The 26,091-nt window shown below is 68.3% G+C and carries 15 protein-coding genes; 12 read left to right on the top strand and 3 right to left on the bottom strand.

Annotation, left to right across the window (positions count from 1 at the left end; translation table 11 throughout):
* Positions 1-31 precede the first annotated feature (31 nt).
* Complete coding sequence (locus AB0761_RS36470; RefSeq protein ID WP_377273567.1) at positions 32-1,195, bottom strand: substrate-binding domain-containing protein; 1,164 nt, start codon at positions 1,193-1,195, stop codon at positions 32-34.
* Between the two features lie 196 nt (positions 1,196-1,391).
* Here AB0761_RS36470 and AB0761_RS36465 point away from each other — a divergent pair, with 196 nt between their 5' ends.
* The 7 genes from AB0761_RS36465 (at position 1,392) to AB0761_RS36435 (ending at position 7,634) form a co-directional block, all read left to right on the top strand.
* Positions 1,392-2,411: a hydroxyacid dehydrogenase gene (locus AB0761_RS36465; protein WP_377273566.1), complete on the top strand. Its 1,020-nt coding sequence runs from the start codon at positions 1,392-1,394 to the stop codon at positions 2,409-2,411.
* Positions 2,412-2,507: 96 nt separating this feature from the next.
* Positions 2,508-3,773: an ABC transporter substrate-binding protein gene (locus AB0761_RS36460; RefSeq protein WP_377273565.1), complete on the top strand. Its 1,266-nt coding sequence runs from the start codon at positions 2,508-2,510 to the stop codon at positions 3,771-3,773.
* 1 nt (position 3,774) lies between these two features.
* Complete coding sequence (locus AB0761_RS36455) at positions 3,775-4,713, top strand: carbohydrate ABC transporter permease (RefSeq protein ID WP_377273564.1); 939 nt, start codon at positions 3,775-3,777, stop codon at positions 4,711-4,713.
* A complete protein-coding gene (locus tag AB0761_RS36450) occupies positions 4,710-5,552 on the top strand; it encodes a carbohydrate ABC transporter permease (protein ID WP_377273563.1) in 843 nt (280 codons plus the stop codon). The genes AB0761_RS36455 and AB0761_RS36450 overlap by 4 nt, the downstream gene beginning before the upstream one ends.
* An 8-nt stretch (positions 5,553-5,560) precedes the next feature.
* Entirely contained in the window at positions 5,561-6,250 is a 690-nt protein-coding gene (locus AB0761_RS36445; protein WP_377273562.1) for a hypothetical protein, read from the top strand.
* On the top strand, positions 6,247-6,951 hold the full coding sequence (locus AB0761_RS36440; protein ID WP_377273561.1) for a hypothetical protein: 705 nt from the start codon (positions 6,247-6,249) through the stop codon (positions 6,949-6,951). Before AB0761_RS36445 ends, AB0761_RS36440 begins: the two co-directional genes overlap by 4 nt.
* Positions 6,948-7,634, top strand: coding sequence for a ThuA domain-containing protein (locus AB0761_RS36435; protein ID WP_377273560.1), 687 nt, complete (start codon positions 6,948-6,950; stop codon positions 7,632-7,634). The genes AB0761_RS36440 and AB0761_RS36435 overlap by 4 nt, the downstream gene beginning before the upstream one ends.
* A gap of 145 nt (positions 7,635-7,779) precedes the next feature.
* Here AB0761_RS36435 and AB0761_RS36430 read toward each other — a convergent pair whose 3' ends face one another.
* Positions 7,780-9,255, bottom strand: coding sequence for an RICIN domain-containing protein (locus AB0761_RS36430; protein ID WP_377273559.1), 1,476 nt, complete (start codon positions 9,253-9,255; stop codon positions 7,780-7,782).
* Positions 9,256-10,024: 769 nt separating this feature from the next.
* On the opposite strand from AB0761_RS36430, the gene AB0761_RS36425 reads away from it, so the two are divergent.
* A complete protein-coding gene (locus tag AB0761_RS36425) occupies positions 10,025-10,975 on the top strand; it encodes an IS5 family transposase (protein WP_377274505.1) in 951 nt (316 codons plus the stop codon).
* Here AB0761_RS36425 and AB0761_RS36420 read toward each other — a convergent pair.
* Complete coding sequence (locus AB0761_RS36420; protein ID WP_377273558.1) at positions 10,911-11,450, bottom strand: YrhB domain-containing protein; 540 nt, start codon at positions 11,448-11,450, stop codon at positions 10,911-10,913. The two genes, AB0761_RS36425 and AB0761_RS36420, sit on opposite strands and share 65 nt — an antisense overlap.
* Before the next feature lie 285 nt (positions 11,451-11,735).
* Here AB0761_RS36420 and AB0761_RS36415 point away from each other — a divergent pair, with 285 nt between their 5' ends.
* The 4 genes from AB0761_RS36415 (at position 11,736) to AB0761_RS36400 (ending at position 26,082) form a co-directional block, all read left to right on the top strand.
* Entirely contained in the window at positions 11,736-13,439 is a 1,704-nt protein-coding gene (locus AB0761_RS36415; protein ID WP_377273557.1) for a carbohydrate binding domain-containing protein, read from the top strand.
* 492 nt (positions 13,440-13,931) lie between these two features.
* Positions 13,932-14,249, top strand: coding sequence for a hypothetical protein (locus AB0761_RS36410; RefSeq protein ID WP_377273556.1), 318 nt, complete (start codon positions 13,932-13,934; stop codon positions 14,247-14,249).
* 280 nt (positions 14,250-14,529) lie between these two features.
* Positions 14,530-18,849, top strand: a complete 4,320-nt coding sequence (locus AB0761_RS36405; protein WP_377273555.1) for a LamG-like jellyroll fold domain-containing protein — start codon at positions 14,530-14,532, stop codon at positions 18,847-18,849.
* 285 nt (positions 18,850-19,134) lie between these two features.
* Complete coding sequence (locus AB0761_RS36400; protein ID WP_377273554.1) at positions 19,135-26,082, top strand: polymorphic toxin-type HINT domain-containing protein; 6,948 nt, start codon at positions 19,135-19,137, stop codon at positions 26,080-26,082.
* Positions 26,083-26,091 lie beyond the last annotated feature (9 nt).

The raw sequence follows: 26,091 nt of genomic DNA, 5'->3' as shown, positions 1-26,091 counted from the left end.
CCGAGAATCGAACAGGAACGAACATCACCGCTCAGAGCCGTTCCGCAGGCGCCCGACCGTCGCACGGCAGCGGAACCGAGGAGTCGCGGATCACCAGCTCCGGGAGTACCAGCACGCGTTGGACCGGGCGGCGGCTGCCTTCGACCAGGCGGGAGACCATCATCTCCACCGCCACCCGACCCACCCGGGCCTTGGCCGGACGCACCGCGGTCATGGCCGGTTCGGCCAGCCGTGCCACCTCGTCGTCGTAGCTGACCATGGCCATGCCTTCGGGGATGTGCACGCCCTGCTCGGTGAGGTACTGGGCGATGGACAGGGCGTCCGGGTCGCTGTGGACGATCAGCGCGGTGATCCGGGCGGCGCGGCAGCCTCCCAGCAGGCCCTCGATGATCTCCCGGTGGCCGGGGACGTCCAGTGACACGCTCTCGCGCACCAGCAGTCCGCCGCTCAGCCCCAGGTCGGAACAGGCGCGTTGCCAGCCGAGCGCCAGATGCTGGGAGGTGGGGCTGCCCTTGGACAGCACCAGGCAGATGCGGCGGTGCCCGTGCTCGTGCAGGTGCCGCACCGCCAGCTCCAGGCCCAGCGCGTGGTCGCTGCGCACCCACTCCAGCTGCCGCGGTGTCGGCGTCCAGCTGGCCGACTGCCGCTCCACCAGTACCACCGGCACCGGCAGGTTGCCCAGCCAGTCCAGGATCTCCTCCGCGCCCGGGCCGTCCAGGTTGGGCGCCAGCAACAGCCCCTGCACCTGCTGAGACTCCACCAGCCGCCCGATCTGCCGCCGGTCCTCCGCCTGGTCGTAACTGGAGCCCCGCAACTGCAGGTTGACGCCGAGGGCGGCGGCGGCGCTGCGGGCGCCGATGACCACCTGCGGCCAGTAGAAGTCCAGCGAGGGCACCACCATGCCGATGGTGTACGGCGCGCCGGGCAGCCGGCCGCGTCGCGGCCCGCCCGCCGCGGTCGCCGGTCCGCTCGCCCCGGCGCCCGGACCGGGCTGGGTGCAGGACGGCAGCACCGCCCCGCCGTGGACCTTGGCCAGCAGCCCGCGCTCCGCCAGCGCGCCGATGTCGCGCCGTATCGTCAACTCGCTCACGGCCAGCAGCGACGCCAGTTCGCGGACGCGGACCGCGCCGTGCCGCCGCAGCTCGTCGAGGATGCGCTCGTGCCGCTGTGCCGCGAAGAGCCTTGCGTCGGACACAGGCTGGACCTCCCATACCGAAGGAACGCGAAACCCACACAACCGCGTGTTCGGTCATGAACGTTTCGCTGCATTGTTGTTCGGGTTGTGGTGCAGGTCGAACGATCAGGCCTATTTCTATCCCGTCGCGTTCGACATGGAACGTGTCGGAGACGCTCGCGCAACAGCCGCCTGAACGGAAGGGAGCTGACAGCACATGCGGACCAAGCCCGACGCACTGGTCATCATGGGCCGGTCGAGCTTCGACGCGCATTTCGACGGCGCTCGGCTCGCCCGGCTCGGTGGCCTGGTCACCCTGGGCGATCCGCTGTGGACCGACGAGCTGGACAGTCCCCGGGCCCGCCGCCGGCTCTCCCGTGCCAACCTGCTGCTCACCTCCTGGGGAGCCCCCCGGCTCACCCCCGAACTGCTCGTCGAGGCAGACAGGTTGGAGGCCGTCATGCACTGCGCCGGCAGTGTCCGCGGCCTGCTCGCCGACGAGGTGTGGCAGCGCGGCATCCGGGTCACCAGCGCTGCGGAGGCCAACGCCGTGCCCGTCGCCGAGTACACCCTCGCCGCGATCATCTTCGCCGGGAAGAAGGCCCCGTTCCTGGCCGCCGACGCCAAGCGCGCCTACGGCGGCTGGAGCCTGGTCACCGGCCACGGCGACCTGTCCAACTTCCGCCGCACCGTGGGCGTCGTCGGCTTCTCCCGGATCGGACGCAAGGTGGTGCGGCTGCTGGGGATGCTCGACGGCTGCGTCTGCCTGGTCACCGACCCCTACGCCGACCCGGCGGAGGTCGCCGCCGCCGGCGCCACCCTGATCACCCTGGACGAGATGCTGCCACGGGTGGATGTCCTGTCACTGCACGCCCCCGAGTCACCCGAAACCCACCACCTCATCGGTGCCGACCAGCTGAGCCGGCTGCCCGACCACGCCACGGTCATCAACACCGCTCGCGGCTCCCTCGTCGACTCCGATGCGCTCGCCGCCGAATGCGCCACCGGACGGCTGTTCGCCATCCTCGACGTCACCGACCCCGAACCGCTGCCGCCGGACTCCCCACTGCGGCACCTCCCCCAGGTCATGGTCACCCCGCATATCGCCGGCTCCCTGGGCAGCGAGATCGGCCGGCTCACCGACCACACCCTCGACGAGGTCGCCCGCTGGACCAGCGGACAGCCTCTGACGTCCGAAATCACCTATACGAGCTGGGCGCTGGGACGAAGCGCCTGACCGCACCATTCGGCACGACCGCACCACTCGGCACCACCGCCCCCGGGCACCACCCGCGCCGCACCGCCATCCGCCTGCAAAGGAGCCGCACCAGCCATGAGACGAACCCCCGCCCGCGTCATTCCGGCTGTTCTCGCCCTCGCCCTGGCCGGAGTCGCCGGCTGCAGCAGCAGTTCCAGTGGCAGCCACACCGCAAACGGTAAAACCGTCATCAAGGTTGCGCTGTGGAACTACGACACGACCCCCGAGTTCAAGGCTCTGATCGACGGCTTTGAGGCCAAGTATCCAAACATCACGGTGCAACCGGTCGACATCCTCTCCGCCGACTACGAGCAGAAGATCACCGCCATGCTCGCGGGGGGCGACAAGACCGACGTCATCACGGTGAAGAACGTCACCGACTACAGCCAGTACGGCACCCGCGGCCAACTGGTGGACCTCACCGACGCCGTCAACGCCCTGCCGAGCAAGTCCTCCTACGCCGGCCTGGACGACTTCAAACTGAGCGGCAAGTACTACGCCCTGCCGTACCGCCAGGACTTCTGGGTGCTGTACTACAACAAGAAGCTCGTCGGCGACACCGACATGTCACACCTGACCTGGTCCGACTTCGAGGCCCTCGCCAAGAGGCTCACCACCGGCAGCGGCGCGGACAAGGTGTACGGCGCCTACCTGCACACCTGGCGCTCGGTGGTCCAGGCCGTCGCCTCCGCACAGACCGGCGGCGATCTGCTCGGCCCCGACTACAGCTGGCTGAAGCCGCAGTACCAGGTGGCCCTGGACTTGCAGCAGGCCGGCGCCGTCATGCCGTTCGCCACCGCCACCAGCCAGCAGGCCGGCTACGACGCCCAGTTCACCACCGGCAAGGCTGCCTTGGTCCCCATGGGCACCTGGTGGGCCGCCGCCCTGCTCAGCGAGAAGACCCAGGGCAAGAACGCGATCGACTGGGCCATCGCCCCCTTGCCGCAGGTCCAGAACAACGGCCAGACGGTCACCTTCGGCTCACCGACCGCGTTCGGTGTCAACAAGAAGGCCGCCGACAAGCCCGACGCCGAGAAGTTCGTCGAGTGGGCCTCCGGCCCCGAGGGCGCCGCCGCCGTCGCCAAGATCGGCATCACCCCGGCATACAGCGACTCCAGCGTCATGTCGACCTTCTTCGCCGCCCCCGGGATGCCGAGCGACCCGGTCAGCAAGGCCGCCATGGAGCCGACCAAGGTCCAGCTGGAGATGCCGGTCAGCGACAAGTCCGCCGACGTCGACCAGATCCTCACCGAGGAGCACCAGCTCGTCATGACCGGCCAGAAGTCCGTCGACGCCGGCGTCGCCGAGATGGAGAGCCGCGTCAAGAACGAGGTCGGGTGACATGACCGCCACCGCCACGGCAGCAGGGGCGCCGACGACGACGCCGAAGACCGACAACGCCGCGGCCCGCCGCCGGCGCCGCCGGAACACCCTGGTCGGCTGGAGCTTCCTGCTGCCCAACTTCCTCGGCTTCGGCGCTCTGACGCTCGTCCCGGTCCTCGGCGCGTTCGTGGTCTCCTTCACCGACTGGGACTCGTACACGTCGCCGCGGTGGATCGGCTTCGCCAACTTCCGCAGGCTCTGGCGGGACGACAACTTCTGGGCCGCGCTGCAGAACACCTGCTGGTACGCGGCAGGCCACATCCCGCTCACGCTGCTGGTGTCCCTCGGGCTGGCCGTGGCGCTCAACCAGAAACTGCGCGGGGTGCGCCTGCTGCGCACCGCCTTCTTCTTCCCGTACGTCACCTCGCTGGTGGCCGTCGCCGTGGTGTGGAACATGCTGTTCAGTCCCGACGTCGGCCCCATCGACCAGTTCCTGGAGCACCTGGGCATCGCTCACCCGCCGGGCTGGACCTCGTCCACCGACTGGGCCATGCCGGCACTGATCATCACCAGCACCTGGCGCGACATGGGCTACTACATGGTGCTGTTCCTCGCCGGGTTGCAGGCCGTCCCGGCCGAGCTGTACGAGCAGGCGCGGGTGGACGGGGCGGGTGCCTGGCACCGGTTCTGGCACATCACCCTGCCGGGGCTGCGGCCCACCACCTTCTTCGTCCTCATCATGATCACCATCTCGAGCTTCAAGGTGTTCGACCTGGTACAGGTGATGACCAACGGCGGGCCCGGCCGCGCCACCCTGGTGCTCTCCCAGCTCGTCTACCGCGAGGGCATCACCAAGGGCCGCTTCGGCTACGCCTCCGCCGTCTCGCTGGCGCTGTTCCTCGTCGTGCTCGTCATCACCCTCGTCCAGTTCCAGGCGCAGCGCAGGAGCGAGAAATGAGCACCGCCACCAGGACCCCCGCGACGACCGTCCGCCGTGCCCTGGGCTACGTCCTGCTCGTGGTCCTGGCGGTGACGATCCTGCTGCCGTTCGCCTGGATGCTGGTCTCCTCGGTGAAGGCCGACAACGAGGTGTTCACCGTGCCCATCCAGTGGGTCCCCCAGCACTGGCATCTCGACAACTGGAGCAGGATCTGGACCGAGATCCCGCTCGGCAGCTATCTCGGCAACTCGCTCCTGCTGAGCGTCGTCATCACCTTTCTGCAGGTGCTCACCGGCAGCTTCGCGGCCTACGGCTTCGCCCGGATGCGCTTCCCCGGCCGGGACCTGCTGTTCGCCGGCTACATCGCCACCATCGCGGTGCCGTGGCAGGCGTACATGATCCCGCAGTACATCGTCATGCAGAAGCTCGGCCTGGTGAACACCCGCTGGTCGCTCATCCTGCTGCAGGCGTTCGGCGCCTTCGGCGTGTTCCTCATGCGGCAGTACTACCTCAGCATCCCCGAGGAACTGGGCGAGGCCGCCAGGCTCGACGGGCTGAGCGAGTACGGCATCTGGGCACGGATCATCCTGCCGCTGTCCAAGCCCGCCCTGGCCGCCCTGGCACTGCTGACCTTCGTCACCACCTGGAACGACTACATGGGCCCGTTCATCTACCTGACCGACAACAGCCTGTGGACCGTGCAATTGGGCCTCCGGTCGTTCATCGGCGAGTACAACGTCCAGTACGCGATGATCATGGCGGGGTCGGCGCTGTCCGTCGTGCCGATCCTCGTCATCTTCCTGCTGGGCCAGCGCTACATCATCAGCGGCATCGCCACCAGCGGACTCAAGGGGTGACGCCGGCCGTGTCCTCCCCGTCGTCGTCCGCGCCGCCGGCGTCCCGGTTCAACGCCGGCTACGACACCTGGGGCCTGATCTGGTCCTACGTCCACGATGTGCTCGTCCTCAACGCCGGCCTGGCGCTCACCACGGCGCCGCTGCTGGCCGCGCTCGCCGCCGACCGCCACCCCTGGCGCGCACCCGCCCCGTTCGTACTGCTGTCACTGCTCGTCGGGCCGGCCCTGGCCGGCGCCTTCGGCTACCTGGAGCGGGTGCACGCCCACGGGCAGGCCCGCGCCGCCGACCTGCTGGTCGCCTACCGCGCCACCTTCCGCCCGGCGCTCGCCCGCTGGGCGGTCTACACCCTGCCGGCCTGGGCCGCCGGCACCGACGCGGTCCTGCTGCGGCACACCGCGCTGGGCCTCGCCGTCAGCCCCGCCCTGGCCGTCGCCGCCCTGCTGGCGCTCGGCACCGGCGTCACCGCCATGGCCCGCGTCGCCGCCGGCGAGCGGCGGTTGGCCCGTCCCCGTCGGCAGGCGCTGCTGGCGCCCGCCCACCTGCTGCTGCGCCGCTGGCCGCTGGCTCTGTTCAATCTGGCGGTGGCCGCGGTGGCGCTGCTCGCCATCGGCCGCCAACCGCTGCTGGGCCTGACCGCCGTCCCCGGCTGCGCGCTCATCGTCATCTGGCGCAACCTGGGCGCCATGCACGGCCGGTGAGATTGTCCGCCGATCCACAAGAATCCGAGAACGAGGGGCGCGCGATAAATACGGCACCGCTGGGCGTCATCGTCAACGGCGCGACCGGGCGCATGGGCTACCGCCGGCACCTCGTCCGCTCCCTGCCGGCCGTCCGCGACAACGGCGGCCTGCGGCTGTCCGACGGCGAGGCAGGCAAGGGCGTCCACACCGAGCGGCCGCTCGGCGAAAGCACCGAGGGCGCCCTGGCGCCCGCTCACGCCGCCCGTGCGGCCGGCGTCAGGAACGGTGTCGCCCACGACAAGCTGCATCTGCCGGGCCTGGTCAAGCTCAAGCGGCTGGTGGACGACGGCTACATCGGCCGGATCCTGTCCATGCGGGGCGATGTCGTGGTCGACCGCTGCCACGTACGGTGGGACCCGGCCGTCGAGGCGCAGATCGCCCGCGCCGGACGGCGGGTCGCGTCCTTCCAGGTCCGGGACCGGATCACGCCGCTTCCCGCCGGAACCCTGCTGTCCCGGGGCATGCCGGGCGACGGGCACATCGATGTCCGGCAGCTGAGCGCCTGCGTGGACGCTGTCGGTTGCACCGGGGACAGCGAGGTGGAGATCTCCAACGCCGACGTCCGGGCCGCCCACCCGGACACCGTCGTCACCACCATGCCCGACTGCTGCCTCGCCGACGTGCTGCAGCCCGCCGACCGCCCGGAGGGCGGCCAGTGACCGTCGGGCGGATCGTCGTCTTCACCCGCACCACCGGCTACCGCCACGACTCCATCCCCGACGCCGTCGCCGCGTTGGGGGAACTGGCGGGCGAGTTGGGGTTGGCGGTCCGACACACCGAGGAGCCGGCGGTTCTGGCACAGGAGTTGGCGGCCGACGGCTGCGTGGCGGCGGTGTTCGCGTCCACCAGCGGCGACGTCCTCGACCCGGCCGCACGCCGGACGCTCGAGGCGTACGTCCGCGGCGGCGGCGGGTTTCTCGCCCTGCACTCCGCGGCCGGCACCGAACGCGGCTGGCCCTGGTTCGGCGAACTCCTCGGCGGTGTCCGGTTCACCCGCCACCCCGACCCGCAGCCCGGTACGGTCCTGGTCGAGGACCGCAGCCACCCCGCGACCGCCGCCCTGCCCACGTCCTGGTCCTGGACCGACGAATGGTACGACTTCACCGCCGACCCTCGTGCGGGCGTCCGTGTCCTCGCCTCCATCGACGAACACTGCTACGAGGGCGGCGAGATGGGGCTCGTCGATCACCCGCTGGTGTGGTGCCACCGGGTCGGTGCCGGACGCTGCCTGGTCACCGCGCTGGGCCACTTCCCCCAGGCCTACCGCGAACCGGTGTTCCGCACCCATCTGCGCGGGGCACTGGAATGGACGGCGGGCGGTCCGTCAACTCCCGCGAACTGACGAACCGCCCGGCGCTGTTGCCTACTGGCGCACCCGCTGCTGGTCGGGGCGTCGCAAGTGCGAGTCTCCAGCTCGGTGCCGGATGACCCGGTGATGCGCGCAACGCCGGCCCGGAAGGGACGACCCCGGCGGGCCGGCGGTGGCGTCAGCTGCCGGCCGCGGTGATCGTCCACTGCTGGTTGGCACTGCCGCTGCTGCTGTACTGCGCCAGGCCGGAGCCGCTGCTGGTGCGGCCCATGCCGTCGAGGTACATGCCGGTAGCGCGGTTCTTGACGTAGACCGTGTTGCCGTTGGAGACGACGGTCCACTGCTGGTTGGTGCTGTTGGTGTCGCTGTACTGCTCGACCGCGGCGCCGTTGCCAGTGGAGCCCAGGCCGTCCAGGTACAGACCCGAGGCGCGGTTCATGATGCGCACGTAGTTGCCATCGTTCTGGATGACCCACTGCTGGTTGCTGCTGGTGCTGCTGCTGTACTGGTCCACCGCCGAGCCGCTGCTGGTGCTCCCCACATTGTCCACGTAGAGACCGGTGGCGGAGTTCTTGATCCGCACGTAGGTGCCGCCGCCGTTGCCGACGCCCCAGGCGTACTGCAGCCGGGTCAGCCCGGAGCCGTTGACCAGCGACAGCGCGAGGGACGAGCCGCTGCCGGTCCTGCTGGTCAGGCTGTACCAGTCGCCGTCGCGCAGGCCGGGCCAGTAGACGCTGCCGACGCCGAGGGTCCGCAGTTCGGTGCTGACGCCGCGGACGTAGTCGGCGAAGTACGACCCGCTGGGGATGCTGTAGTCGATGGTGTTGTACGAGACGTTGTTCTTTGATCCCGGGCTCATCGGGGCGCCCCACTCGGTGGCGATCGTCCGGCCGGCGTAGCTGCCGATGAGGCCGGCGATGCCGGTCGCCCACTCGTTCTCGTCGTTGTAGGGCGAGCTGACGAAGAAGCTGTAGTAGTGCACGGCCAGCAGGGTGTTGGCCAGGCGGGAGTCGCTGCCGACCGCGGCGACGTTGGTGGCGTAGCCGGCGCCGTCGAGGATCACGTGGCCGCGGGGCACGCCGGAGTACCGGGTGAGCCAGCCGTTGTAGAGGTTGTCCAGGTCGGTGGTGCTGTAGCCGTAGGGCTCGTTGATGACCTCGAAGTAGGCGTTCGGGTTGCTGCCGTACTTCGCGACGACGGTGTCCCACATCGAGTTGAACGCGCTGGTGCTGGCGGGTTCGCCGTTGCTGTACGCCCAGTAGGCGAGGATGACGTTGCCCTTGCTCAGCGCGCCGTCGATCGCGCCGGTGTAGGCGCTCCAGTTGGTCGACACGGTCGACTCGTTGATGGGCATGCGGACTGTGTTGGCGCCGGTGATGCCGTAGAGCTGCCCGACCACCCGGCCGGCGACCGTCTCGGCGGAAGAGTACGTGTCGGACGAGCTGAGTCCGGACGGGTACAGCACGCCGTTGACGAAGTTGTCCCGCTGGTCGGCCCAGTTGACGCCCTTGAACTGGCTGGTGGACGTGGTGGCGGCGTGGGCACCGTGGGCGCCGGCGACCAGCGTCCCGGCGAGGGCGAGGGCGAGCACCAGGAGTAAGCGCAGGAGCGCGAGGCGGACGGGGCGTCCGACTGCACGGCCGACAGGTGCCATGTCTGCGTCCTTTCCGGAATGTGATGTCGGCCCTTCGTCCGGGGCCGGTGAGGGAAGAGGCGAGCCCAGGTGGTGCTCGCCCGCATCACGTGCACGCGATGCGCGGAGGGAGAGATGTGCGGGGCGTTCGGCCCTTGCCGGCGCCGAGCGCCAGGCAGGTGACGAAATGCCGCAGCAGCGGGTGGACGACGAGTGCAGGGGCGGCCGCGGTGATCGCAGGGGCGCGATGAGGTTCTGGTCACTGACGAACTGACCCTGGAGGCTGGCGAGGGCGGAGGTGACCGGCCGCCTGCCGGCGAAGGAAGCCGCCGCAGGCGGTCAGCAGGTCCCCCCAGAGGGCCGACAGGCCCGCGGCCCCGGCTGTGCCCCGCAGCAAGACACGGCAGTCCAGCGACAAAGTCAGACATCGCTGTCTCCAAACGGTGGCGGTCGAGAAGACGGACATGGCGCACCACGAGCCGACATCGGCGGTTTCCCTCAGGTGGTACGTACTTCCAGGACCATGCTGGCGGATGGTCAAGAGCTTGAGGAAAAAGGCACTTACTCGATCAGTCCCAACCATGGCCGAAACCGCAAGCATCGTCCCGCCCACCGCGGCGCCTGTTGAAGCAGCGGGTGCCCGTACCGTTCCAAACTTGGAGTCAGCACGGTCTTCGACACTCACACGCTGCGCTACGACCTGGCTCTCTCCCGGCAAGCACGTCAACCGCGGCACCGCCTTCCAGTCGCCGTCGCCGTCGACCGTCGTCTGTCAGACCGTGTTTGAGATCTGGCGTGTCCTGGGGCTGGGCAGGTCGTTGGGCTCTGTGTGGTCACTTCTGGGGGTGGGTATCCGTCAGACCTGACGGATGAGCAGTGGGCGCTGGTGGAGCCGTTGCTGCCGCCTGCGCGAGTGGGTCCGAAGGGTGGCCGGCGTGAGAAACATCCACGGCGGCGGATCGTAGACGCGATCTTCTACGTGGTGCGGACCGGGTGTGCCTGGCGGCAGCTGCCGAAGGACTTCGCTCCGTGGCCGACGGTGTACTGGTACTTCACGTGGTGGCACGACGACGGCACCGTCGAGCGCATCCATGACGCCCTGCGGGGCAAGGTTCGTGAAGCCGAGGGCCGCGGCGCGGAGCCGAGCGCGGGCCTGATCGACTCGCAGTCCGTTCGCACCGCCGATACCGTCCCCGCTGCCACCAGGGGCTTCGACGCGGGCAAGAAGGTAAAAGGCCGCAAGAGGTTCATCGTCACCGACACCCTCGGCCTTCTCCTGGCCGTCCACGTCGTCGCGGCGAATATCCAGGACCGCGACGGCGCGAAGCGGCCGTTGCTGTGGACCAGGCTTGACCACCCCGGGGTCCGGAAGGTCTGGGCGGACCAGGGCTTCGCCGGCCGCCTGGTCGAGTGGACTGCCCAGATTCTCGGCCGCGACCTGGAAATCGTCCGCAAAGACCCAGTTCAGCGCGGCTTCCAGGTCCAGCCCAAGCGGTGGGCGGTGGAGCGTACCTTCTCGTGGCTCACTGCCCACCGACGCCTCGCCAGGGACTACGAGACCAGCCCGGCCCACTCGGAGACGATGATCCGCTGGGCGATGATCGGTGTCATGGTCCGCCGCCTCGCACGAGGTCGACCGGCCACGCGGCCAGGCCCCCGTCCCATTTGCAGGACCGCTACCGAGCCGGGCCAGCCAGGGTCTCGATCGACAGAAGCGAGCGCTTCTCCTGCTTCGGCGTGAGGCCGACCAGCTCCTCCGGGGGCTCGTTCCCGTTCCGGATGGCCGTGACATAAGCCTTCGCCTGCTGCAGTCCCATCAGGGGGGCCTGCCTCCGTACGTGACGTAGGGCGGCCATCGTCCCGTCGGAGTGCACGAGAACCTCGACAGCCGTGATCAGCGGATCGGGCGGTTTAACGCCCCTGACCTGCTGGAGGTAGAGCTCCTCCCAGCCCTCGCATCCGTAGGTGGTGACCGGGATGTGGTGGATGCTCCCATCCTGCCGGTCCACCAGATAGGGCCCGTGGCCCACCAGCATCTTCCCGACGTCGCCGCTGCGGATGTACTCCACCGATTGCCAGAAGACCAGCCACCCGAAGGCGTGCTCCTCCACACCGACGACAGCGGGCTCGGGCAGCTGCGCCATCCATGGTGACTCCTGCCGTTCTTCCGACAGCAGGGCCTCGACCAGCTCCACGGCCCGTTCCTTGGTAACCACGTCCCTCATCCTTCACCACGGTGCAACCGGGTTTCGATCCCGGCAGGACAGCCGCGCATCGCCTGAATTGAGATCTCAAACGCAGTCTCAGATCTCTCCGCCTCCATGAACCACGATCATTTATCGCTCAAGATCCACTTCCGATACACGGCCGAGCGCAAGTTGGTCTAGTCCTCTTGACGGGGACGCGTACAGGAGGTTTGGTATGTACCACCGCCAGGCCTGCGCGGCACGATCCCCCCACACCCCCCACACCCGACGGGCATCCCTGAAGGGGTCACTGTCATGCGCTTGGCAAGATTTGCCGCATCCGCCTGCGCTCTCGCGCTCGCGACCGCCGGCTCAGTCGGCATTCTGGCTCCCACCAGCAGCGCCGCCGCGACCAACGTCTACTCCGTCGCCCCCTACGTCGACATGTCGAACGGCCAGGAAGGCATGCTCGACACCGCCATAACCGGACACGGGCTCAAGGCCTACACGGCGGCCTTTGTGCTCGGCGAAGGCTGTACCCAGATCTGGGGCGACACCCTCCCCATCGGTGCCGACTCCTTCACCGACCCCGAGATCGCCAAGGCGAAGTCCGAAGGCGCCTCCGTCATCATCTCCTCCGGCGGCGCCAGCGGCGAGCCGCTCGCCTGGACCTGCTCCACGCAGAGCAGCATCGACGCCGGGTACCAGGCCATCATCAACGACTACGGCGTGACCCAGCTCGACTTCGACATCGAGGGCGCCGCCATCGCGGACACCGCCGCCGCGGCCCGCCAGATGCAGGCCATGAAGGACCTCAAGGCATCCAACCCCAGCCTGCGGTTCTCCATGACCCTGCCCGTCCTGACCAGCGGTCTGACCAACGACGGCGTCAACATCCTCAAGGCCGCGAAGAACGCAGGCATCAGGATCGACGTGGTCAACATCATGACCATGGACTACTACGCGGGTACCGGCACCGAGATGGGCCAGGGCGCGGTCTCCGCCGCCCAGGCCACGCTGGCGCAGATGCAGTCCGTCGACTCCGGCTACACCTACGCCAACCTCGGGATCACCCCGATGATCGGCAAGAACGACGACGGTTCCACGTTCACCCTGGCAGATGCCCAGACGGTGGAGAGCTTCGCCGCGCAGCACGGTGTCGGCCGGCTGGCGTTCTGGTCGGTCAACCGCGACCAGGCGTGCAGCGGCAGCGCCAACTCGCTGTCCACGTGCAGCGAGATCAGCCAGAGCAGCCTCGCGTTCACCGATGCGTTCGTCCGGTACCAGGGCGGCGGGGGTGGCGGCACGACCAGTGACTTCTCGCTGGCCCTGTCTCCGGGCTCCGCGTCGGTCGCGCAGGGCGGCTCCGCCACCGCGACCGTCTCCACCGCAGTCACCTCCGGCAGCGCCGAGTCCGTCAGCCTCTCCGCCTCGGGCGCGCCCTCCGGCGTCAGCGTCTCCCTCAGCCCCACCTCCGTCACCTCCGGCGGCAGCTCGACGCTGACGGCGACGGTCGGCTCCTCCGTGGCCGCGGGCACCTACCCGATCACCGTCACCGGCACCGCCTCGACCGGCAGCCACACCGCGACCTACACGCTCACCGTCACCACCAGCGGCGGCGGGGGCGGGGGCGGCGGGGGTTCGTTGACCAACGCCGGCTTCGAGACCGGCAGCCTCAGCCCCTGGACCTGCCAGTCCGGCAGCACCGTGGTCTCCACCCCGGTCCACTCCGGCAGCCACGCCCTCCAGGTCACCCCCAGTTCCAGCGCCACCGGTGAATGCGACCAGACCGTCACCCTGTCGCCCAACCACAGCTACACCTTGTCCGGCTGGGTCCAGGGCCCCTACGCCTACATCGGCGTCAGTGGCGGCGCCAGCGCCAGCACCTGGTCCAACAGCACCAGCTGGAACAAGCTGACGGTCGCCTTCACCACCGGCAGCAGCGGAACGGTCACCGTCTTCGTCCACGGCTGGTACGGCCAAGCCAACGTCTACGTCGACGACTTGACGCTCGGGTAGTGGCTCGATCCGGTCATCGACCGGGTAGGTGATCCTCCGTCCGTTGCAACGGCGGACCGTCTCCGCAACAGGGTCGGAGAGATGATCGTGGGGCGCCGTCGGAAGTGTTCGTCCCCGGCGCTCACACGCTCGTCTCAGGAGTGACATGTTCCTGGACCGCGACGTACGAAGTCGGTGAGGATCGCGGCGAACTGCCTCGGCCGTTCGAGCGGGACCAGATGCGCGGTGTCCGGCAGGGAGTCATCCCCTGCCGGACACCTGCTCGGTGAGTAGGTCGGACATCGCGTGGATCTCTCGTAGGTCCTCCGTCTCACTGACGACAGGCGGCACAGCGCATCGCCACGGTGGTCATGGCTTCGCCCGAGCCTGCCGAGCGCCATGACAGCCGCATGCCGCCAGTCACCGTCCGTCTGCCTGTCCACCCCTCCCGCGATCTCCGGTCAAGTACCACCGGGGCGCCCTCCAGACGGTCGCCAGGACAGGCCCTGGCTCGTGCTGCTCCCACAGCTCGCCCTCCCCGCCGGCGCGGGAGTGATCCCTCGCACCGCGCTGCGCGGTCGGGTGCGTGCAGGTGCGTTCACCGTGTGCGGCGTTCCCGGCCATGCCGTGGAGCGCCGACGGAGCACCGCTCGAACGGGTGTGGACGGCTGCCGGCAGGTTCAGGTCGATCGGGCGGCCATCACTCTCCGCCGGGGTGTGCCTGCTCTCGTCAAACCCGTTCTGGTCGGCGTAGCGGTCATGAATCTCGATGCAGCCATGGAGCCGCTCGCCGCATGCCTCCTGGCCGATGAGCAGGATGCAGCCCAGTGACCTCGATTGCTATGCCGTGTGACATGTATCACTCAATACTTCGTGATCTTTGATGCCTGTTGGGCACGATGTCCCATTCCATTCATCTGGACCTGTACATGACCCTCCTCCTACTGTCATGTCCGCGATCTTCGTGGATCGTTCACGTGCGTGCAGCGCCTGGTCGTTCCGTCGGGCAGGTGTGCCCTGCCTGAGGGTCCTCGGCGCCACGTTCGTGGGAGCGATACGGCGGGAGGGTGTTATGGCCGGTGGGGGCACGCGCGTACGCGTGGGTAGGGCGTTGGCGACGCTGGTCGTGACAGGTTTGGCGGCCGGGTTGGTGCCGCCGCTGGCCGCCGGCGCGGCAACCGCTCCTGCCGGGGTCTCGACGTCCGGTCAGCCGGTCAAGCCTGCGGTGAGCACAGCCGCGGCGCTGGCGGAAGCGGCGTCCACAGGGGACCGGGTCGAGATTTCCTCGCTGCGTGATGAGTCGAGTGAGACGTATGCGACCCCGGATGGCGGGTTGGAGACGGATCAGCATCTGCGGCCGGTGCGGGCGCGGGTGGGCGGGGTGTGGAAGGCGGTTGACAACACCCTGGTGAAGCGGTCGGACGGGAGTGTCGGGCCTGTGGTGGCGGCGGTGGGGATGACGCTGTCGGGTGGTGGTTCGGGTCCGTTGGTGACGTTGGATCGTGCCGGGCGGACGTTGTCGTACACCTGGCCGTCGGCGCTGCCGGCTCCGACGCTGCGTGGGGACACCGCGACCTACGCGGATGTGCTGCCGGGTGTGGATCTGCAGATGCGTGCGGATGTCGACGGGTTCCATGAGCTGGTGGTGGTCAACACCGCGGATGCGGCGAGGAACCCGGCGTTGGCGCGGTTGACGTTCGGGGTGCGGGCCAGTGGCCTGACGTTGGCGACGACGGCGGACGGGGGCCTGGAGGCCACCGACAGTGCGGGTGGCGGTGTGGTGTTCGCCGCACCGAAGCCGATCATGTGGGATTCCGGTACCGACGCCACCACCACCGCTACCGCCAGTACCCGCGCCGCTGCCAGTGCGGCCGCCGGTGCCCGCGCGAGGATGCTGGATGCGTCCTCGGACAGTGGCGGTGGCGATCCGGCGCAGGGTCCGACGGATTCGTCGCGTGTGGCGCCGATCGTGGCCGCGGTCGACTCGAAAACGTCGCAGCTGACGCTGACGCCCGATGCGTCCCTGCTGACTGGTGCGGCCACCTCCTACCCCTTGTACATCGATCCGCAGACGTATACCCCGAAGGCGGGGGACTGGACGATGGTGTCGAAGTACTGGGCGTCCAGTCCGCAGTATCACTTCAACGGTGATGCGGATGAGGGGGTGGGCTACTGCGGTTGGTCCTACTGTGCGCCCAATGACACCAAGCGGTTGTTCTACTCCTTCCCCACGTCGCGGTTTGCGGGGAAGTCGATCCTGAGTGCCACGTTTGTGGGGCATGAGACCTGGTCGGCGAGTTGTGGTGCCAGGAAGGTCGAGTTGTGGCGGACGAAGGGGTTCACGTCGGGGACGACGTGGAACTCCTCGTCGGACAACTGGCTGGACCTGTTGGACACGGTGAACGAGGCGCACGGCTATTCCGGTTGCGCTGCCTCGGATGTGGAGTTCGATGCCACCTCGGGGGTGAAGTACGCCGCGTCGCACAACTCCTCGACGACGAGTTTCGGGTTGCAGGCGTCGGACGAGTCGGATCCGTACGGGTGGAAGCGGTTCTCCAGGGATGCGTATCTGCGGGTGCACTACAACGCTCCGCCGAAGCAGATCAGCATGTCGCAGCTGTCGATGAGCCCGGGCGGTTCGTGTCACAGTCCGTCGAGTCCGGTGCGGATCGGGTCGCTTCCCTCGATCACGGCGGGGAATGTGACCGACCCGGACGGGGACGAGGTGAGTGTCCAGTTCGAGCTGTCGTGGGACGCGGGCGACGGCAAGGGGTTCACGACCCAGTGGACGTCGGCGAAGATCGGGCCGAAGAAGTCCGGGTCGACGTTCTCCACGAAGCTGACGGCCACGCTGTCGGGGAAGGCGATTCCGAAGAACAAGACGATCGGCTGGGCGGTCCGCTCGCAGGACTACGACGAGGGGACGTACTACAGCTATTCGCCGTGGTCGTACACGGGGTCGGCGACCGACTGCTACTGGGTGTACGACACCAGCGTGCCGGCCGGGCCGGTGATCACCTCCGGGGACTATCCGGCCATCAACGACGCCGACCCCAACGACCCGTCGTATGACGGGGTGGGCCGGGACGGCACGTTCACCTTCGACTCCACGGCCACGGACGTGGTCAAGTACTGCTACGGGGTGAACGCCGATCCGGTCTGCGACGCCGACCACACGGTGACCACCTCGGGCGGCGCGGCGAAGACGGCCACGTTCCGGCCGACCCGGGCGGGCACCAACTTCGTCAACGCGGTGGCCTACGACGGTGCGGGGAACATCTCCGAGCCGGAGGTGTACGAGTTCCGGGTCAAGGAGGGACAGCCGGCGGAAGCGCAGTGGCAGTTGGACGATGCGGCCGGTGCCACGCAGGCCGTCGGCACGGCCGGTGACCGAACCTTGGACCTGGTGGGTTCCCCGACGCTGAGTGTGCCGGGCAAGGTGGGTACCGGTGTTGAGTTCAACGGGACGGATTCCTATCTGGCGTCCGACATTCCGACGGTGCACACCGACATCAGTTTCTCGGTGGCGGCGTGGGTGAAGCTCGACCAGATGCCGTCAACTGCAGCGATCATCGCTGCGCAGCCGGGCAACAATGCGCCGGGCTTCGAGCTGTACTACTCCCAGGTGTACGACCGGTGGGTGTTCAACCAGTACTCCTCCGACTCAGCCTCGGCGACGCCGGTGCGGGCGATGGCCTCAACCTCCGGTGGGGTGGTGGCGGGGCAGTGGTACCACCTGCTCGGTAGCTTCAACGCGATCGATGATGTGCTGTCGTTGTACGTGAACGGCCAGCTGGTCGGGTCGACCGCGTACAGCACGCCATGGGATGCCCGGCGCGGTCTGCAGATCGGGGCGGGCAACTACTCCGGTTCCGCGGCGAGTTTCTTCCCGGGCACGATCGATGATGTCCGGATCTTCGACAAAGCGCTGGTGGCCGGTGACGTGGCGCACCTGTACAACGGCGAGCCGCTGGGGACGGGGCGTCCGGCCCGTGCGGTCTTCCCTCTGGACGAGGCGGCCACCCAGGCTGACGGCACCGCCACTACCCAGGTGGGCGGGCGGGCGGATGTGGAGCCGGCGGTCTTCCACGGGGGTGTGGCGGCGGGCGGTGCGGGTGCGCAGGATCAGGCGCTGACGCTCGACGGCACCACCGGGTATGCGGCCACGCGTTCCTCGCATGTCAACAATGTGCACAGTTTCTCGGTGGTGGGCTGGGCGAAACTGTCCACCAAGCCGAGTCATGCCGCGATCATCGCCACCCAGATCGGCACGTATCGTCCAGGTTTCGAGTTGTACTACTCGGCCACGTACGGCTGGTCGTTCGACGCCTACACCGCGGACTCCGACAGCGCCACGATCGTGCGCGCCGCCCAGGGCGACACCACCCGCTCCCCGGCGGGGGTGTGGACGCAGGTGCTGGGTTCCTACGATGCGAACACCGATGACATGCGGCTGTATGTCAATGGGGCATGGGTGGCGACCACCACGTTCACCGCGCCGTTCTACGGCGGCGGCCCGACCCAGATCGGCGCCGGGTCCTACGACGGCGCGCCGGGGAGTTTCTTCCCCGGGCAGGTCGACGACGTGCAGTTGTTCGACCGGGCGTTGTCCGCGCCGGAGGCCGCGGCGATGTATGACAGTCAGTTTCAGGTCGGCGGCCGGTGGGCGCTGGAGTCGGCCTCGGGCACCCCGCAGGTCTCACCGGACTCGCTGCCCACCGCAGCAGATCAGCATCCGCTGACGCTGGGCACCGGCGCGCAGGTCGATGCCACCGGCGGCAGCAGTGTGGTGGGTATGGGCGCGCTGGTGCTGAACGGCACGTCCACCGGGTATGCGTCGACGAGTGTCTCGCCGATCCACACCAACACCAGTTTCACGGTCAGCGCGTGGGTGTCCACGCCGGCGCGGCCGACCAAGCCGGTGACGGTGATGAGTATGGCCGGGACCAACGCCAACGGCTTCGCGGTGCGGTATGTGCCCGACTCCGGCGACCCGGCGAACGCGGGGAGTTGGCAGTTGCAGATGGCGAATGCGGACAGTACGTCGGCGACCGTCTCGACTGCTCCGGACACCAGTTTCCAGAGCAACGGGGCGTGGGATCACCTCACGGTCGTCTACGACCTGATGGCCGGGCAGATGCGGCTGTATGTCAACGGCGAGTTGCAGCAGAACCTGTGCTCGGACAGTGACGACGACGGCACGCCGGACGATCCGACCTGCACCGAGACGGTGTCCTGGAACTCCTCCGTCCTGCCGTTCGACGCGACCAAGGGCCTGCAGCTGGGCCGTATCAAGACCGGCACGTCGACCTGGGGCGAGTACTGGCCCGGCGTCATCGACGACGTCTGGGCCTTCACCGGAGTCGCCTCCGACACCCAGATCGCCGCACTCGCCTCCGGCGTCGATCTGAACACCACCACCGGTCCCTGACCAAGCAGTAACTCCCGGGGCGGCGCAACGGTCACCGTGCGCCGCCCCACCAGGAGAGCCAAACCAGGAGAGCTGAACCAGGTGACCGCGAGTTTCTGCGCGAGCCGCATCCGAACTGCGGCAGCGATTCTGCGACGGACGTCGAGGGATGGGGACGGAACGATCGTGATACGAGGCTGGAAGGCACCGGGTGGGGCACAAGGCAAGGTCACCTTGCTTCTGTGTGGCCTACTGGTCGCCAGCGTGCTGCAGGCGACTGCTGCGCCTGTGGCCCAGGCGGATGACATGCCGGGCAGGCCATCTGCGGGAAAGTCGGTTGCCAGCCACGCGGTCACCACGACGGTGCCGCGCAAGCACGACGGCCTGCCCCACCATCCCGCCCAGGCACCCAAGCACACCTGGGCCGAGCCTGGCAGCGCCACCGTCACCCTGCCTGCGGCATCCGGCAAGGCGGTTGCCGTACGGGCCGGAGACCTGCCGGTGTCCTTGGCGGTCTCGCCAAGGAAGTCCACGGTTTCCGCGAAGGCCGTGTCCGGTGCGGAAGCGAGCAAGGCCGCTCCGTTGGCGGGCGCCGCCCAGGTGCGGGTGCTCGATCAGAAGGCCGCGCGGGCTGCCGGGGTGGACGGACTCCTGTTCACCGTCACATCGCAGCCGGGCTCTGGTGGCAGCACCGTGGGTGTGCGTGTCGACGACTCCGGATATGCGCAGGCCTACGGCGGCGCGTACACGGCCCGGTTGCACCTGGTGAAACTGCCGGAGTGTGCGCTGACCACGCCGACCAAGCCGTCGTGCACGAGGCAGACTCCGCTGCGTACGGCGAACGATCCGGTCTCGCACACGCTGAGTGCCGATCAGGTGGCGTTGAGTTCCGCAAGTCCCACCTCCTCGAGTGAGGCCGTCAGCTACTCGAGTGGCATCGTGAAGAGCAGTGCGGTGGTGCTGGCGGCGACCACGGGCGCCTCCAGTGACCAGGGGGACTACTCCGCCACCTCGCTCTCTCCGTCGTCCACGTTCAACGTGGGTCTGAACACGGGTGACTTCTCGTGGTCCTATGACATGCCGGTGCCGACTGTGCCGGGAAGCTTCGCCCCCAGCGTGGGTCTGTCGTACGACTCGAGCGGGGTCGACGGCCGGACCAGCAACACCAACAACCAGGCGTCCTGGGTGGGCGACGGCTTCAATCTGTGGCCGGGGTCGATCGAGCGCAGCTACAAGCCCTGTGCCGACGAGGGGGTGAAGGACGCCTCGGGTTACAAGGTCGGGGACCTGTGCTGGGCGTACGACAACGCGACCATCTCCTTCAACGGCCACTCCGGTCAGCTGGTGGCGACCGGCACCAACTCGTTCCGCATCAAGGGCGACGACGGGACAAAGGTCGACCGGATCTACGGCAGCACCAGTGATGTGCGTTCCAACGGCGCTCACAACGACGAGTACTGGCGGGTGACCACCACCGACGGCACCCGCTACTACTTCGGCTACAACCGGCTGCCCGGCTGGGCCAGCGGCAACACGGCCACCAACTCCACCTGGACCGCGCCGGTCTACGGCAACAACTCCGGCGAGCCCTGCAACGCCTCCACCTATGCCGCCTCGTGGTGCCAGCAGGGCTGGCGGTGGAACCTGGACTACGCCGTCGACACCCACGGCAACGCCATCGCCTACTACTACACCAAGGAGTCCGGCTACTACGGCCGCGACAACACCGCCTCCAGCCCCACCGCCTACGACCGCGGCGGCTCCCTGGACCACATCGAGTACGGGCTGAAGTCCACCGCCGTGTACTCGGCCAAGGCGCTCGCGCGGGTGGACTTCGCCTCCTCGGAGCGGTGCCTGGAGACCACCTCCGGGACCTGCGACGCCGCGAAGATCGACACCAACTCCTTCTACTGGTACGACACGCCGTGGGACCTGAACTGCAAGTCCAGCGGCAACTGCAGCAACTTTGCCCCGTCGTTCTGGACGCGCACGCGACTGAGCTCGGTGACGACGCAGGTGCTGAAGTCCGACGGCACCTACACGCCGGTGGACTCCTGGGACCTGGCCCAGCAGTGGGGCATGGCCGACATCGACTACCAGCTGGAACTGGCCTCCATCCAGCACACAGGAAAGGCCGACACGCCCGAAGGCGCCCCCGACATCACCCTGCCGAAGGTCACCTTCGGCTACGACCAGCGGGCGAACCGGCTGGACATCCCCGGTGACAACACCTCGCCGTTCATCAAGGAACGCCTCGCGACCGTCGACGACGAGTCCGGCGGGCAGATCGACGTCACCTACTCCACCGCCGCCTGCGACGCCTCCGACCTCCCCACCCCGGACTCCAACACCACGCTGTGCTTCCCGCAGTACTTCACCAAGCAGGGCGATGAGAACCCGTCCCTGCAGTGGTTCAACAAGTACGTGGTGGACCAGGTCATCCAGACCGACCGCACCAAGACCGCCCCGGACATGGTGACCAGGTACGACTACCTGGGCGGGACTGCGTGGCACTTCGACTCCGACGACGGCCTCACCAAGGAGAAGTACAAGACCTGGTCCACCTTCCGCGGGTTCGGGCATGTGCGGGTGGAGACCGGCGGGCAGGACCCGGTGGGGATGCTCTCGCAGACCGACCACTACTTCCTGCGCGGCATGGACGGCGACAAGACCTCCGGCGGCACCCGAAGCGTGAGCGTCTCGGATGACAACGGCGGCACCATCACCGACCATGACTCCCTGTCCGGGGTGGAGTACAAGACGGAGGACTACTCCGGCCCCGGCGGCAAGGTGCTGGACAAGACCGTCAGCACTCCGTGGCACCACCAGACCGCATCGGTGACCCGCAGCTGGGGCACCATCGCCGCGAACCTGACCGGCACCGCCGAGACCCGCACCTGGACCTCGCTCGACAACGGCGCCGGCGCCAACTGGCGGAGCACCGACGCCACCAACACCTTCGAGAACACCGCAGGCCGCGTCGTCACCACCGACGACCAGGGCGATGTGTCCACGTCCAGTGACGACCAGTGCACCAGGACCACGTACGTGGACAACACCAGCGCCTGGATCCTGGAAGCGTCCGCGCGGGTGCTGACCCTGTCCGTGGCCTGCTCAGCCACCCCGAACTACTCCAAGGACGTCATCTCCGATGTCCTCACCGCCTACGACGGGCAGGCCTACGGCGCCGCACCGACCCTCGGTGACGCAACGCATTTCGCGACGCTGAACTCCAACGACGGCACCACCATCACCTATCTGGAGTCCGGCAAGGCCTACGACGCCTACGGGCGCGTGGTCTCCTCCACGGATCTCACCGGCAATGTGACGGCCACCGAGACCGGCACCCCCCAGCGCACCGACCGCAACGACGGCCACACCACCACCATGGTCTTCACCCCGACCACCGGTTTCCCGACCACGGTGGCCGTGACAACACCGCCGGCCACTCCCGGCATCTCCGCCACCGCGCAGACCACCACCGCCACACTGGACGCGGTGCGCGGCGTGCCGTTGACCGTGGTGGACACCAACTCCAAGCGCACGGACACCGTCTACGACGCGCTCGGCCGCAATGCGAAGATCTGGCTCGCCGACCGGTCCAAGGCCGGTAGCCAGACCCCCAACTACTCGTTCTCCTACACCATCACCGACGGCAAGCCGACTGCGGTGGGCACCACCACGCTTGCCGGTACGGGCACGCAGACCAGCTACACCTTCTACGACGGCTTCCTGCGGGCACGACAGACCCAGACACCGGGCCCTCAGGGCGGCATGCTGGTGGCCGACACCTTCTACGATGCCCGCGGCCTGGTGGAGAGGGCCTTCGCCCCCTACTACACGGCCAAGGCGCCCTCGACCGTTCTCTCCTCGCCTGACACCCCTTCGGCGGTGCAGACGCAGACCTGGAACGACTACGACGGACTCGGCCGGATCACCCAGACCCAGCAGGTGGCCGGCAACAGCGACGGCGGCCAGGTGCTGTCCACCACCACCACCGCCTACGGCGGTGACCGCACCACGGTGACCCCGCCGCAGGGGGCCACCCCGACCACCACGATCGTCGACGCCCGGGGCAACACCCGCGAGCTGGACCAGTACCACGCGTCCACCCCGACCGGCGCCTACGACAAGACGCTCTACGACGACACACCCTCGGGCAAGCTGGCGAAGCTGACCGACCCCGCCGGCAACATCTGGTCCTACACCTATGACCAGCGCGGCAATCCGCACCAGGCGGTCGACCCCGACAACGGGACCACCACCTCCGTCTTCGACGACCGCAACCAGCTGGTGTCCACCACCGACCAGCGCGGCAAGTCGGTCACCCACCTCTACGACGGTCTCGGCCGCGAGACCGAGACCCACGACGGCGACGCCACCGGCCCGCTGCTGACCAAGCACGTGTGGGACCCCACCGGCTTCAAGGGCCAGCTCTCCTCCGCCACCCGCTACGTCGGCGGCGCGACCGGCTCCGCCTACACGCTGGCCTACCAGCTGTACGACAACCTCTACCGGCCGCACCGCACCACCACCACCATCCCGGCCGCCGAGGGCTCGCTGGCCGGCTCCTACCAGAGCAACGTGCAGTACAACGCGGACGGCACCATCCAGTCGCTCGGCTACCCCGCGGCCGGAAGCCTCGCCGCCGAAGCGGTCCTTCCCACCTACGACGACGTGCTGCGACCGGTCACCCTCTCCGGCTCCGGCGGCGCCACCTACATCACCGGTACCACCTACAGCAACATCGGCCAGCCGCTGCAGTACACCTACCAGGCGGCCGGGCAGAAGATGACCCAGGTCACCAACACCTACCAGTGGGGCACCCAGCGCCTGTCCAACTCCCGCGTCGACCGCCAGGACGTCCCCGGCACCGACAAGTCCGCCACCTACGGCTACGACCAGGCCGGCAACATCACCTCCGTCACGGACGTCACCCGGGACGGCACCGACGCGCAGTGCTTCAGCTATGACTTCGTCGGCCGACTGACCGAAGCCTGGGCACAGGGATCCGCCGGCTGCGCAGCAACCCCTTCGGCGTCGGTACTCGGCGGCCCGGCACCGTACTGGCAGTCCTTCGGTTACGACACCGTCGGCGACCGCAAGTCCGAGACCGACCACTCCCTGACCGGGGATCCGGCCCAGGACACCGTCCAGAACTACAGCTACCCCCCTGCCGGGGGCCCGCACCCGCACGCACTGAGCCAGGTGGACTCAACCGGTCCCAGCGGCTCCTCGACCGACTCGTACACCTACGACGACGACGGCAACACCCAGACCCGCACCCTTGCCGGGAGCAAGCAGACCCTCATCTGGGACAGCGAGGGCCATCTCGCCCAGGTGAGTGCGGACGACGGCCATGGCGGCACCGCGACCACTTCCTATGTCTACGACGCCGACGGCATCCGGCTGATCACCCGGACGGACAGCTCCACCACCCTGTTCCTCGGCAACACCGAGATCACCCTGGCCACCGGATCGACCACCCCGCACGCCACCCGCTACTACGACCTCGGCGACGGAAACCAGGCGATCCGCACCGACGACAACAAACTCTCCTTCCTCATCGGTGACCACCAGGGCACCAGCCAACTCGCCATCAACAGCACCGACCTGACCATGCAGCAGCGCCGCACCACTCCCTTCGGTGCCCTGCGTGGCAGTACGCCCTCGAGCTGGCCCGGAGACAAGGGCTTCGTCGGCGGCACCAGCGACCCGAGTACAGGACTCACCCACCTCGGCGCCCGGGACTACGATCCGGACACCGGTCGGTTCCTCTCCGTCGACCCCGTCCTGGACCCGACCAAACCGCAACTGCTCAACGGTTACGCCTACTCCAACAACAGCCCCGTCACCAGCAGCGACCCCACCGGCCTCTACGGCTCCTACTGCGTCACCGTCGAGTGCGTCAACGAGACCGGCGGACCCGGCACCGCCCCGACCAGCGACCCCGACCAGATCAAAAAGGACAGCAAGCACCCCAAGGGGCACCTGAACGGCTGCGGCGCGAACTACACCACCGAGTCGTGCAACGCGAGCAGGAACGGCAGCTCTCCCAGCAGCAAGCCTCCGACGACGGCTGCCCAGAAGTTCCTTGAGAAGATTCCGCCGGATCGTCTGCAGAAGTTCCGCGCGTATCTCCACATGGTGATTCGCGAGAGCCCCACCACGTGGAACGTTCCCGGCAGTTCCGCCTACAACGCCATCATGGTGCGTCTCCGATGGGCGATCAACGGACCCCTGACCTGGGAAGACATCTGGAAGGGCACCAAGGGCACCCTTGCGGGGCTCGCGGTGGGCCTGATAGGCGCGGCACTGTGCCCCGAGTCGGCAGGTGCAGGATGCGTCGCCGCGGTCGGAGCCATGTCCGGATTCGTGTCCCAGTGCGTCGACGACTGCAGCAACAAGACAGCGCTGGCCCTCTCCTCGCTCGCCGGAGCAATCGCTGGTTACGCGGGGGGCAAGCTGGGCATGCCGTGCAGTTTCGCGCCGGACACTCCCGTCCTGCTCGCCAACGGCAAGACCAAGCCCATCAAGAAGATCAAGCTCGGCGACCAAGTCGAATCCGCCGATCCATCGAACGGCTCCGACAAGGGCGGCCGTGAAGTCGAGCATGTTTGGATCAATCACGACACAGATCTGCTCGACATCACCGTCACGGCCGGGCAAGGGGACACAGCAGTCCTCCACACCACTGCGAACCACCCGTTCTGGGACGACACCACCCACACCTGGGTCCGCGCCGACCATCTGAAGGCCGGTCACCAGCTCGCCAGCACAAGCGGCCGGCATCCCTCTGTGGTCGGGACGAAGGCGACTCCGGGCACGGCCGACCGCTGGAACCTGACCGTCGAGCAGCTGCATACGTACTACGTTGTCGCAGGCGGCACGCCGATCCTGGTGCACAATTCCGGCGGCGGCATGTGCGGCATTGGGAATGTCGAGGACGGGAACATTCTCTACCACGTCGTCGACTCTCCCCAGGGGCCGATCGAGATGATGGCCAATGTGTCAATCGCGGACAAGGAAGTAGTTCTCTCCGATATTGCCGTCTACGGCCAGGGCGGGATGTCTCGGGGCTCTCTCGGGAGGGAGGGGACCGCGTTGATGCTTCGAGAGATCCGGCGGGTTTTCCTGCCCGCTCTGTCGGAGCAGGGTTACGGCGGGTATAAGCTGAGGATCGCGGGCGTGAGAGTCTCGGGTCCGGTGGGGCACAGGCCAGACATGACGTTCCCCATCCCGACGGGCGAGTGAGGGGATCGA

The sequence above is a fragment of the Peterkaempfera podocarpi genome (assembly GCF_042466665.1).
Classification (GTDB): Bacteria; Actinomycetota; Actinomycetes; order Streptomycetales; family Streptomycetaceae; genus Peterkaempfera; species Peterkaempfera podocarpi.
The sequence above is the reverse complement of the archived record's forward strand: the minus strand, read 5'-3'. Positions and strand labels throughout refer to the sequence as shown.